The 12192-nt window shown below is 45.4% G+C and carries 9 protein-coding genes and 1 pseudogene; 3 read left to right on the top strand and 7 right to left on the bottom strand.

Translation table 11 applies throughout. The annotated features are described in order from the left end of the window. Positions 1-159: 159 nt before the first annotated feature. On the top strand, positions 160-876 hold the full coding sequence (locus QUA04_RS01165; RefSeq protein ID WP_333252975.1) for a Uma2 family endonuclease: 717 nt from the start codon (positions 160-162) through the stop codon (positions 874-876). A gap of 136 nt (positions 877-1012) precedes the next feature. Then, positions 1013-2362 carry a 16S rRNA (cytosine(967)-C(5))-methyltransferase gene (locus QUA04_RS01160; protein WP_333252973.1) on the top strand — a complete coding sequence of 450 codons (1350 nt, stop codon included), beginning with the start codon at positions 1013-1015 and terminating at the stop codon, positions 2360-2362. Between the two features lie 23 nt (positions 2363-2385). Here the strand turns inward: QUA04_RS01160 and QUA04_RS01155 are convergent, their stop codons facing one another. The 7 genes and pseudogenes from QUA04_RS01155 to QUA04_RS01125 form a co-directional block, all read right to left on the bottom strand. Then, entirely contained in the window at positions 2386-4938 is a 2553-nt protein-coding gene (locus QUA04_RS01155; RefSeq protein ID WP_333252971.1) for a penicillin-binding protein 1A, read from the bottom strand. Between the two features lie 239 nt (positions 4939-5177). Continuing rightward, on the bottom strand, positions 5178-6188 hold the full coding sequence (gene chlG, locus QUA04_RS01150; protein ID WP_006633316.1) for a chlorophyll synthase ChlG: 1011 nt from the start codon (positions 6186-6188) through the stop codon (positions 5178-5180). A gap of 290 nt (positions 6189-6478) precedes the next feature. Continuing rightward, a pseudogene (locus QUA04_RS01145) lies at positions 6479-6961 on the bottom strand (DUF29 domain-containing protein). Between the two features lie 25 nt (positions 6962-6986). Continuing rightward, positions 6987-7691 carry a helix-hairpin-helix domain-containing protein gene (locus tag QUA04_RS01140; protein WP_333252969.1) on the bottom strand — a complete coding sequence of 235 codons (705 nt, stop codon included), beginning with the start codon at positions 7689-7691 and terminating at the stop codon, positions 6987-6989. 136 nt (positions 7692-7827) lie between these two features. After that, a complete protein-coding gene (locus QUA04_RS01135) occupies positions 7828-8175 on the bottom strand; it encodes an NINE protein (protein WP_333252967.1) in 348 nt (115 codons plus the stop codon). A 95-nt stretch (positions 8176-8270) separates the two neighbouring features. Beyond that, positions 8271-8483: a hypothetical protein gene (locus QUA04_RS01130; RefSeq protein WP_333222839.1), complete on the bottom strand. Its 213-nt coding sequence runs from the start codon at positions 8481-8483 to the stop codon at positions 8271-8273. A gap of 353 nt (positions 8484-8836) precedes the next feature. Continuing rightward, positions 8837-10429, bottom strand: coding sequence for a type II CAAX endopeptidase family protein (locus QUA04_RS01125; protein ID WP_333252965.1), 1593 nt, complete (start codon positions 10427-10429; stop codon positions 8837-8839). 322 nt (positions 10430-10751) lie between these two features. Here QUA04_RS01125 and QUA04_RS01120 point away from each other — a divergent pair, with 322 nt between their 5' ends. Continuing rightward, positions 10752-12113, top strand: coding sequence for a histidine phosphatase family protein (locus QUA04_RS01120; RefSeq protein WP_333252963.1), 1362 nt, complete (start codon positions 10752-10754; stop codon positions 12111-12113). The last annotated feature ends 79 nt before the right edge of the window (positions 12114-12192 follow it).

The following is a 12192-nucleotide window of genomic DNA, read 5'->3' as shown; positions in this document are numbered from 1 at the left end:
AGGCTTACGCACTCCGACAAAGAAACCGGGTTTTTTACCTAATCTTCGAGTACGAACCAAGTATTTTCGTAAAAAAAACAGGTTTCTGGGCCCCGTGGGTAAGTCCTATAAAATAGGTATAAAATAGAAATTGATGATACTAGTAAAGGACTCATCCCCATGACCGCAACAATTCCAACTAAAACCTCAGCAGAAATCATCTACCCAGACAGCGACGGCAAACCCATGTCAGACAATACCAAACAGTTTGAACTAATTGTCACCATTCAAGGTGGAATAGATGCCTTATACAAAGACAACGAAAATGTCTTTGTAGCAGGTGATTTGCTGTGGTATCCCGTGGAAGGAGATAACAAAACTCGCCAAGCACCTGATACGATGGTAGTGTTTGGCAGGCCGAAAGGTTACAGAGGTTCCTACCAACAGTGGCTTGAAGATAATATCGCCCCGCAAGTAGTCTTTGAAATCCTCTCGCCCGGAAATCGAATCGGAGCACTGTTTAAGCTGTTTAATTTCTACCAGGATTATGGAGTCGAAGAATATTATGTCTACAGTCCAGAGGATAATGAATTAATTGGTTGGCTGCGTTCTGATGGAAAACTCAACTATATTGAATTAATGGATGGTTGGGTGAGTCCGCGTTTGCAGATCCGTTTTCAAACTGAATCGGGAGACTTGGAAATTTATCGGCCTGATGGACAGAAGTTTTTGTCTTATGTGGAGTTGTCAAGACAACAAGAATCAGCACAGCGACAAATGGAACTAACACAGCAACAAATGGAACAAGAACGGCAAGATAAAGAGTTAGCACAGCAAAAAGCCGATCGCCTATCCGAGAAATTGCGAGAAATGGGCATCAATCCAGAGGAAATTTGAAACTTTTAGAGACCACCGGCGGTTTAAACCGTTAGGTTTCTTCAACTAGCGAAGGCGAGTTTTGTCTGTGTAGACGCGGTTTCAACCGTCGGGTATTTGAATCACCTATAATAACTTGACATATCAACAATTCCCAATGCCAAATCCCCGCCAAATAGCTTTTCTCGCACTCCGCGAAGTCCACCGCCGCGGTGCATTCGCAGATGCCGCACTCGATCGTGCTTTCAGCAATTCTCAACTCAACGACCTCGATCGGCGTTTAGTGACAGAATTAGTTTACGGTAGCGTCAGGAGAATGCGATCGATCGACTTTATCATCGACAAACTAGCCACAAAGAAATCCTCCCAACAACCGCCCGAACTCCGCACCATCCTACATTTAGGGTTATATCAACTCGAATATCTCAACCAAATTCCCCCCTCCGCCGCCGTCAACACCACTGTTCAACTAGCAAAAGAAAACGGATTTTCAGGACTCAGCAGTTTTGTCAACGGTTTGTTGCGCCAATACATCCGTTTAACAGATAACGACTTAAATCCCTTAACATTTACTAATTATAAATCAACCGTCGAACGCCTAGGAATTCTGCACAGCTTCCCCGAATGGCTGGTAAAATTGTGGATCGAACAAATAGGCGAAACCGAAACTGAACAACTCTGTGAATGGTTCAACCAATCCCCCACAATTGACCTGAGAATCAATCCCTTAAAAAGCTCGATCGCCCAAATCGAAGCTGCCTTCAAATCCCAAAATATCAGCGTTAGCAGAATCCCACACTTGCCGCAAGCATTAAGACTAAATGGCACCATTGGCGCAATTCAAAACCTCCCCGGATACAGTGAAGGTTGGTGGACAATCCAAGACAGCAGCGCTCAATTAGTCACCCATTTACTAGGGCCCCAGCCAGGGGAAACAATCATCGACGCCTGCGCCGCGCCCGGGGGAAAAACCACCCACAGCGCGGAATTAATGCAGGATGAAGGCACAATTTATGCCTGCGACAAAACCGCCAGCAGACTCAAAAAACTTAAAGAAAATGCAGACAGACTCCAGATGAAATCCATTAAAATTCATACCGGAGACAGCCGCCATTTCCCAGAGTTTGTTAATCTCGCAGACAGAGTTTTACTAGACGCACCTTGTTCCGGCCTCGGAACCCTCCACCGTCGCGCCGACGCCCGCTGGCGCCACACGCCCGAAAACATTCAACAACAATCTCAACTGCAATCGGAATTGTTAGCAAATGCAGCGACATTTGTCAAGCCCGGCGGCGTATTAGTTTATGCAACTTGCACAATTCATCCCTTGGAAAATGAAACAGTTATTCGATCGTTCTTGGACAGCAATCCTAACTGGCAAATCGAACCGCCAACTATTGATTTACCCGTACAACCATCACCGGAAGGATGGGTAAAAGTTTGGCCGCACAGACATCAGATGGACGGCTTTTTTATGATGAGGCTAAAGCAATTGAAAAAGGAGTAAAGTCCTTACTACAAACCGATAGTTTAATATCTCGGTTCTTGATAAGCAGGCTCTTGATAAGCAGGCTCTTGATAAGCCGGTTCTTGATAAGCCGGCTCTTGCGGTGGGTAATACTTGGGTTGAGGATTAGGATTATAAGGTACGATCGCACCATCCTCATTCACAATCATCCCCCGAATAATCTTATGAGGCTGCACCGGTTTTGCCTTAATACTGCCTTTGCGGCCCTCCAACTTCGGCAACTTCGGAAACTTTTCAACCGGCATTCCCTTAACAGCTTGACTCATAAAATCCCGCCAATTATATGCCGCCGTACCGCTAGTTCCCCAAGTGGGATAATTATCATCATTCCCCAGCCAAATCCCAGTCACAACCTGTGGAATGTAACCAATAAACCACAAATCCCTGACATTTTCCGAAGTACCGGTTTTGCCCGCTACAGCGCGATCATTTAAAGCAGCAGGTCCCCCCGTACCGTCTTGCACAACGCCCTCCAACATCCAAGTAGTAATCGCAGCACTATCCTTATCCAAAACCCGCTTCGGTTTAAAATTAGCCTGATAAATCACATCTCCCCGCTGATTAATCACCCGAGTAATTCCGTGGGCTTCAATAAAATTCCCTTGCGATGCTAATGTACCGTAAGCATTGGTTAACTCCAGCAAATTAACCTCCGAAGAACCCAAAGCCAAGGAATAAATAGGACTCAATTTAGACTTAATTCCCATATCGTGGGCTAATTTGATAGCCGGTTCAAACCCCACATCCATCAACACCTTCACAGCTACGACATTCACCGAACGCGTCAAAGCATCAGACATCGATCGCCAACCGCTAAATTTTTTGCCATAATTATTTGGTTGATAGCCATCGATAATAATTGGTTCGTCTTCGTAACCGTCATAGGGAGAAAAACCAGCCCCTATCGCCGCGGCATAAACCAACCCTTTAAACGTTGATCCGGGCTGCCGCAAAGCCTGCGTAGCACGATTAAACTGACTGTCCTTAAAATTTCCGCCGCCCACCAGGGCCTTAACTTCCCCAGTTTTAGTGTCCATAGAAACTAAAGCCGCCTGTTCAAAACCCTGACTGCGGCCATCAACTTCGATCGCATTTTTAACAACCTGTTCCGCTATTTTCTGCCACCTCAAATCCACCGTCGTCTCAACAGTCAAACCGCCAGATTCCAAAGCATCCTGAGAAACATAGCGCGGCAATTCCTTCCGAATATAACTAGCAAAATAAGGCGCGACTACTTTAAATCGCTTCGGCGCACTTGGTTTAACGGCCATAGGTTCCGCCATCGCATCCTTCGCCTCAGCCTCTGTAATTACCTTCGCTTCCTGCATTTGTTGCAGCACAAGATTGCGGCGTTTCTTAGCCATATCGGGATTAACCAAAGGCGAATATTCGCTCGGTGCCGGTGGCAAACCCGCCAAAGTTGCCATCTCTGCCAAAGTTAATTTATCTACTGTTTTGCTAAAGAAAACCCAAGCCGCATCTGCCACCCCGTAAGCATCCGAACCCAAATAAACCAGATTTAAATACCGTTCTAAAACTTGGTCTTTACTCAACTCTCGCTCTATTTTCTGAGCTAAAAGAGCTTCCCGGACTTTCCGCCTAATACTTCTTTCCTGATTGAGAAAAACAACGCGAGCCAATTGTTGCGTAATTGTACTGCCGCCTTGGACTAAATCTCTTTCTATCAAATTAGAAACAATCGATCGCACAATACCTTGATAATCCACCCCGTGATGTTTATAAAAACGGCGGTCTTCTATGGCAATAAAAGCTTTAACCAACCGTTCGGGAATTTCTTGAAGTTTCAGTTTCTCTCTAGTTGCAGGCCCCGACTGCAACAAAATCGTATTATCTGCCGCCTTAATTGTCAGTGTCCCGTCGCGGTTAAAGGCAGACAAATCGTTAACATCCGGCAAACCTTTGTCTAAAGTGTACAAAATCCATAAACCGTAGATTAAAGCGCCCCCGCCTATACTGGCAACACCTAAACTTATCCAAAATCTAGGGCGGCGGGAGATCCGTTTTTTAGTATTTTCCTGCGGTGCGCTATTTTCCTGTAGAGCGGTATTTATCTGCAGTTGGGTGTTCTGCGATTCGCTATTTTCCCGAAATTCGCTACTATCGAATTTTTGGGGTGATTTAGTTCCCCGCAAACTTAATCCCGGCCGCAGCAATTCTTTTCCCTTGGTTTGCAAGCTAGTAACTTGATGTTCAATTTCCAACCAAGCGATTAAGCGCTTCAAGCCTTCCCAATCGCGCTTGACTATTGGATATCGAGCGTATTCTGGCTCTAAATATTGTGAATCTAAATATTCTGAGTCTAAATATTCTAACTCTTCTAGAGGCGCACCATCTTCTGATACCACATACTCCGATCGCTCCTCCCTTATCCCTGTATAAAATTCCGCCTCGGATTCCGGCGAGTTGAGCTTATTGTCGTTCGCAGCCTGCGGCGGTTCTCGATCGGAATTACCGCTTATTGCGTTAGTGACTTTGCTCAATGTATCTTTGATATTTGAGAAAAATTCTGCCACGTTCAGACCTTCAAACCTCATCAAGTCCGATTAAAAATTAAAATTTAAAAAAGCTAGCCTTTTTAAATTCTTAATTTTTAATTCGACATTTTTTCTTGAATAACACGCTGCCTTGAATTAGTTTTTTTGAATTAAAAACTTTTTAATTCACAACTCTTAATTCAAAACTTTTCTTAAAGCTGCAGAGCTTGGTATTTTTTTGAGAAGTGAATTAGATTTTTTGAATTCAAAATTTTTTAACTCAAACCTCAAAACTCTGCTTAACTCGCATGACCCAGTGCCAAGGCTGCTACCAGCATACCCAAAACCAGGAAAGGCTGAGCACTTGCCTGATATTTAACATCATTTTCCAGGGGATTACGCAAAAAGTACATATCCTGAAAAGTAATTTGGGGAATTATCAGCAGCAGCAGAATGACAGCGTAAAGGTTTTGGTGGATGCTGATCAGGTAGCCTGCAATCCCAGCTTGAAAGATGTCGATCATTAACACGCAAATCCAAGCTGCTGTGCTGATGCCAAACATCACTGGCAAAGATTTTAACCCTAATTGCCGATCGCCTTCGACACTTTTGAAATCGTTGACGATCGCAATTCCCAGCCCTGCCAAACTGTAAAACAGGGTCAAAATCATAATGGTGGGATCTAGTGTACCAAACAAAGCTTGACCAGCCCACCAAGGCAGGGCAATGTAGCTAGCACCCAGGGCATAATTTCCCAACCAGCCATTCTGCTTGAGTTTCAGCGGGGGCGCAGAGTAGATATAAGCTAGAAACGCGCCGCCGAGAGTCAAAACAGTCATTATCGGGAATTCATGACCCGCCCACAAGTCTAAAGCATAAGCCACCCCAATCCCAGCGGCTAATAATACCAAAATTTGCGTTACTACTTGGGGAATCGAGATGATACCGGAGGGAATTGGACGGTAGGGCTCGTTAATGGCGTCGATGTCGCGATCGTAAAAATCGTTCAAAGTTTGAGTGTACCCGGCCAGCAACGGCCCTGACATCAACATACAAGCTGCTGCGATCAAGAAATTCTCTAGGTTCCAAACATAGTTTCCAGAAGACGCCGCCCCGCACACCACACCCCAAATTAAGGGAATCCAGGTAATCGGTTTCATCAATTGCAAGCGAATCTTCCAGATAGAAGTTTCCCCGCTAGCGGCCCCTTTCATGCCCAACAGTTGCCTAGTTTTGGCACTGCGGTTTTCGGTAGCAGCACTTTCCGGTGCAGCTTCTGGGGAGATTTGGGATGGAGGAGAGTCAGACATAATTTGATGTTAGCGGTACTGCTACTATTGTGTCGTTTTGCATTTCAATAATAATTCAGATAGCTTACCACTGATATTTAAGGTATATTCTTGAAAACTTACCCGGGCTTGGAGTTGATGCTAGGGAAAAGTAGGAGTTTCACAATATTTAAATATCATTATTTTTTGTAAATGTCAAGAGGATAAATACTTTTTTTTATAATCTCGCTGAGCCCGCCTTCTGGGGGAGATTTTTGCCAGCAGGTGCATTTAATGTCAATTAGCAGGAGGCGATCGAGTTTTTTGCCATACTACGCTTGAATCATCTCATCTGGCAGAAAATCTGGCAAAAATTCAGAATCTAGAACCTCGACAGCAGTGTAGATACATAATTTCGGAAACGTCTCTACAAGCAATCCAGTTTCAGCACTTGCTTGTTCTGCTGCATCCGCATAGCATTGAGCCAATACCTCTTCAAGATATGGTTTGAGACTGGGGGAATCTTTCAGAGCTTTGCGAATGCGTCTGCGATGTTCGACAATGCTGCCTTTCCAACTACCGCTTCTTTGATCCGGTTGAAATTGCCACTTGAGCAAGTGCAGGAGAATTACCACCAGATTACTCTCTCAACTCCGGCGTTCACTTCGCCCCAAGTCTTCTATTTCTGCAATCAGATTTTCCCAGTCGATGTTTGAATAGTCGCGAACCCGCAACTTTTCCACAGTGGTTTCAATCCATCTCAGGTAATCTGTATCATACAATTTTTGTCGTTCAACTTCTAATTTTGTTGTCATAAGCTGTTCGTGCTAACAACTGAAATTAACAAATATGGCGATAGGAATCAAAAGGCAGTCCCGTCCGCCGCTTGACTTCGACAACTGATTTGTAAGCGCCTTTTCTCTGCCTTTCTCTAACTATTTTTTCCGCAACATATCGATCTAAACCGCTGGAAATTAACTCTTCCGGTGAAAGAATATTTAATCGTTTCCAAGTAAACTGCGATTCTTTTTGATAATTGTAGCTGAAGCAAATCATCGGGGCGATGCGTCTGACGTGACTTTCGGGAACTCCGGCTATTTCTGATAACTCTTCGGCGTGGGTAAAAATGTAGCCTTCGTTTTGCAAAGATTCAATATCGTTGGCGTAGACGATCGGCAAACCCAAGATTCTGACCATATCGTCTTTGGTACACTCGTTAATATCTATTTTGCCGCGCACGTTTGCCAGTTCTTCGGCATTCGTCGCAGTTGCAGGAACCAGTATACCTCTGGGTGCGGTTTTGATCAGATAGCGCTTTTTCAAACTAAAAGCAGTGACAATTTGAGCAATCCACACGATCGTACCCAAATTAGTTGAAGAAGATACCGCTAGTGCTGCTAAAGTAATGGCAACACCCCATCCCATCCAACTACGAATATTTGACTTTTGGCCTGCATAGGCGATCGCCAATCCGCCGAAGTAGGGAATAAAAGCATACCACACCCAGTTGGGAGTTTGACGCAACCAGTATAAATCTTGAGACACTTTAATTTTATCCTTAAATAGCTGTAATCTCACACTTATTTCAATCCCACTTTTTTAATAGAGGGCTTTCTTCTTCCTGACATCCGTTACATCAGTTACATCCCGTACATTGCTCGTTGCCGAACTTCTTTCTTAATTACAATTCTCGCAACAGTTTTTGGCGTTTTTCTTCATATTCTTCGGCGGTAATTGCGCCCATATCGTAAAGTTTCTTCAATTCGCCGATCGCCCCGGTTACATCTTTTGCCGCTCTGAGGGCATACCCCGACGGCAACGTGCCGCCATTGTACTGAACCTGAAAAGCTTGTTCGGACATCAGCAGCAGGCCGATAAAATCGAAAAATGCGATCAGTGACGGAATTAACGTCCAAGAAAATAGCAAGTATAATACCCCTGCTAAGTTGTTGCCCAAATAAAATTTGTGAACTCCGAAACCTCCTACAAAGAAAGCTAACGCAACTGCTACGGTTTTATCTTTTACCATTTTTCCTTTCCCCAGTTTTTTTATTTTCACTTCCGCGATCGACCTTTAAGTATCGACCTTTAACTATCGAGCTAAGTAATCTTACTAATTTTTACTCATTTATTTGGGTTTTTGCGAAACTTAGACATCGCAAAATACAGCAGAACTATACCGGCTTGAGCTTGTAGAATGACCAAGTAGCCTCTCAAGAAATAATTGAGTTCGCTGCCTGAATTGAGAGAAAATATTAAAATGCCCAAGGCTGCGTAGGGTGCGAAACGCATCCAACTCGGCGTTCCCTCTAACTTGTGGCTGTTCAAATTGCTCATTGGGTTTAAGCCTCATCCTAAATTAAAATTTACCTATAAATTAGCCGGATTGTCAACTTCCTTTTGGTACGATCGCCCGGGTCAGTTTCTCAATCATCAGCCGACAAGATATTACTTCCATGTTAAACCCTATTTTTCCGCTAAAGTGAGGGGCCCGGGCGGGGAGATTTGGAGCTGTTGCTGATATTACAGATTAGGGTGAACCCGCCCCTCTAGGAATTCGGGTTATTTTACCGGGCTAGATATAAGGGGCGCACCGAACACCCTAGTGCTGTTTTTGGTAAAAGTCGATCGCCGTGACGATCGCTCTCAAAAAACCTCGATTAATTCACAATTATTAACAACCCCCCGAATTAACTCGCGCCGCCACCCAAAAGAAACAGACTCAGGAGAGTACCGCTGTTCCAAAGACTGTGGAGAAGCATAGGAGCAAGGAGATTGCGCGATCGCGTATACACAAACCCCAAAACCGCACCCAAAGTCGCCAAAGGCAGAATCTCCGAGACGCTCAAGTGAGCCACCGCAAACAAGAAAGCAGAAGCTGCGATCGCTCCCCAAACAGGCAAATAGCGAGTCAGAGAAGGCAGCAGAAAGCCCCGAAACACAATTTCCTCAAAAACCGGAGCGGCGATCGCAGCAGTGCCGAAAAACACCGCCACAGCCACGCTGTCCCTACCTTCGAGAACGATCGGCAAAATCGGATTGCTGCCGCCTTGTCCCTGCCAAAATTGCTGATTGATCAGCGACACCAAAACTACCAAAGGCAAAGCAACAAAATAGCCGCCAAAACCCCACAAAAACCAACTTCCCCGCCAATTAATCCGAAACCAACCTTCCGGCAAAGGCAAAAAAGACTTGACCGAAAAATACAGTACCGAAAGCCCCCCAGCCGACAGCAACAAATAAGTAGCAAAGATATAAAAAGCCTTTTCGCGCGGGTCAAAAGTAGCAGGATTGAGTTTTAAAACAGCCAGAGAAACAGGCAGCAACAAATAGGGAATCAAGATTTGCCCGACAAAGAAAAAGCCGACCACAAGCACCTGCCAAACAATCTCGCCGTCCCAAGGCACATCCCAAGTCAAGTTCGCATTTCGCGCTAACACCGGGCCGGAACCTGCTTTATCTAACTGCTTCCGCTGCAACAACCACTGCGCGGTCAAACCAACCAGCAAAACCGTGCCAATACAAAGTGCGATCGCCGGAACCCCAACTATAATTGCCAACTTTTCTACAGCTTGCTCAGCCGTTGCTTGCTCTGCAGCTTGCAGCGCCACCAGCTCTTTAGAACGTTCTTGCAGCTTGTAAAGTTGAGCTAGAGCGCGATAGCGAAACCACCCATCCAAAGACTTTTGAATGCGCGGCTCGGCATCCGGCAAAAGTTTAGCCGGATTGCTCCAAATTCCCGTTAAAACTTGAGCAGTTACCACCGAAGAATCGTCATCAATTTTAGTTTTGTAGCGCTCAACTAAATTTTTCCAAGTTTGGAGTGCAGCCTCAGTTTTACCACTGCTTACCTGCAAAATTCCCAATCGCAAGTCAAGCTCGTTGAGCAGCGCTGACTGTTGCTCGATCGACTCAGACAAAGCCTTGTTTTGAGCCAAGTTCAGAGTATTATCAGCAGACTTGGAGGCGATGGCAGACTGAATTCCTTTAAATTGTGATTGAGTTGTTTCGAGAGTTTTGCGAGTCGAGTCTCGCGCTTCTTGATATTGCGTCAAAGCCGTATTTAAAGGATCTGCACCGACAATATTGTTGCGCGCCGAACTTAAATTAACACTCTGATTATTTTCTGCCTGCCACTCCGAGGCGTGCAGCAGCAAATTTGTTTGGTAGAGTTCCAGCCGGCTTTGAATTTGCGGCTGATTCCAACTAGCAAGTAAAGATAAACCGACCATGGCGATCGCGATCGCCGTTAAAATACCTAAAATAACCCGCTTCAGTGTCATTCCTGCTTTTCCGTCCCGCGCGAATCCGTGGCTAAATCTTTTCCGTCTTTAATCATAGGTTGTTGCAGACGAGAGTATCCCGACAACTGGTAAAATTTCACTGGCTCATCTTTTTGACTCTCCTCAACAAGACTTACGCCACAAATCCTCGCTCTGCCATGTATGCGTAAGGTTCAAACCTTAGCCCAACGGTGCTTATGGTGCACCCTACAGGAGTAGTGCGGCATAAGCACCCGCGATGTATGAGGTAATATCCGCACGGCGCAACCGCAGCGGGGTAGCAGGCTAAATCTAAAATCTAAAATCTAAAATCTAAAATCGAATGACTCGCATTATCTTAGTCCGTCACGGCAAAAGCACCTACAATCAAGAACGCCGCATCCAAGGCCGCCTCGATAAATCGATTTTGACAGAAGCAGGCCGCAGCGCCGCCCTGCAAGTAGGCGACACACTCAGCAGTATCGCCTTTGATGCCGCCTATACAAGTCCCCTGAAACGAGCCAAAGAAACAGCCGAAATCATCCTATCGCGCTTGACAAATCCGCCACAACTCCAGCCAACTGATAATTTGATGGAAATCGATTTGCCTCTGTGGGAAGGAATGCTCCGCCAAGATGCGATCGACAAATTCCCCGCAGCATATCAGCAGTGGCAAAAACAGCCAGACAAATTTTCCATGAAACTGCCATCTGCTGACGGAGAAATCGAACACTTTCCCGTATTGGCAATTTTTGCTAACGCCCGTCATTTTTGGCAAGAACTTTTATCGCGCCACCAGGACGGCACAATTCTAGTAGTAGGTCACAACGGAATCAACCGCGCTCTCATCGCCACGGCGTCGGAAATTACCCCGGATTACTATCAATCAATTCAACAGTCAAATTGCGGAATTAGCGTCATTAATTTTGGAACTTCCCCTGTCACCAACGACGAACTCGGAGAACCCAAAAAGCAAGTTGCCGTTCAATTAGAATCGATCAATTTAACTTCCCATACCGGAGAAATATTTCCCAAACCGAGGGACGGACACCAAGGCCCGCGATTGTTGCTGGTACGTCACGGCGAAACCGACTGGAATAAAGCCGGTAAATTTCAGGGGCAAATTGACGTACCTCTCAACGATAACGGCCGCGAACAGTCTCGGCGGGCGGCAGAATTTCTCAAGGATGTAAAATTAGATTTTGCGATTAGCAGTTCGATGCTGCGCCCGAAAGAAACTGCGGAAATTATTCTCCAATATCACGGCGGTTTGCAACTAGAACTCCGCGACGAGTTGAGAGAAATCAGCCACGGACTTTGGGAAGGAAAGTTTGAATCAGAAATCGAACAATCCTATCCGGGTTTGCTAGAAGAATGGAAAAAATCTCCTGAAACAGTCCAAATGCCCGAAGGAGAGAATTTGCAGCAAGTTTGGACTCGGGCGATCGCATCTTGGCAAGAAATTGTACATTCTGTTTCTGGTACTGGGATTGTCGTTGCTCACGATGCCATTAACAAAGCTATTCTCTGCCACCTATTCGGTTTGGAACCAGAACATTTCTGGAAGTTCAAACAAGGAAACGGAGCCGTTAGCGTGATTGATTATCCTCACGGCCCCGATGGTTTGCCGGTATTACAAGCGATGAATGTCACCACTCATTTGAGCGACGGCGTTTTTGACAAAACAGCAGCCGGAGCACTCTAATTAGTAAAGTGCTGAGCGCGAACCCGTAGCGGAAGGAACGCCCACCGCTACGGGTTCGCGCCTGAAAAATCTTTGCATT

This window comes from Microcoleus sp. S13_C5, assembly GCF_036700845.1.
Lineage (GTDB): Bacteria > Cyanobacteriota > Cyanobacteriia > Cyanobacteriales > Microcoleaceae > Microcoleus.
The sequence above is the reverse complement of the archived record's forward strand: the minus strand, read 5'-3'. Positions and strand labels throughout refer to the sequence as shown.

Coding starts and splice junctions, on each gene's coding strand:
- chlG (WP_006633316.1), bottom strand. CDS start 6,188: ATGTCTGACTCTCCTCCATCCCAAATCTCCCCAGAAGCTGCACCGGAA.
- QUA04_RS01135 (WP_333252967.1), bottom strand. CDS start 8,175: ATGGTAAAAGATAAAACCGTAGCAGTTGCGTTAGCTTTCTTTGTAGGA.
- QUA04_RS01160 (WP_333252973.1), top strand. CDS start 1,013: ATGCCAAATCCCCGCCAAATAGCTTTTCTCGCACTCCGCGAAGTCCAC.
- QUA04_RS01120 (WP_333252963.1), top strand. CDS start 10,752: ATGACTCGCATTATCTTAGTCCGTCACGGCAAAAGCACCTACAATCAA.
- QUA04_RS01155 (WP_333252971.1), bottom strand. CDS start 4,938: ATGAGGTTTGAAGGTCTGAACGTGGCAGAATTTTTCTCAAATATCAAA.
- QUA04_RS01130 (WP_333222839.1), bottom strand. CDS start 8,483: ATGAGCAATTTGAACAGCCACAAGTTAGAGGGAACGCCGAGTTGGATG.
- QUA04_RS01165 (WP_333252975.1), top strand. CDS start 160: ATGACCGCAACAATTCCAACTAAAACCTCAGCAGAAATCATCTACCCA.
- QUA04_RS01125 (WP_333252965.1), bottom strand. CDS start 10,429: ATGACACTGAAGCGGGTTATTTTAGGTATTTTAACGGCGATCGCGATC.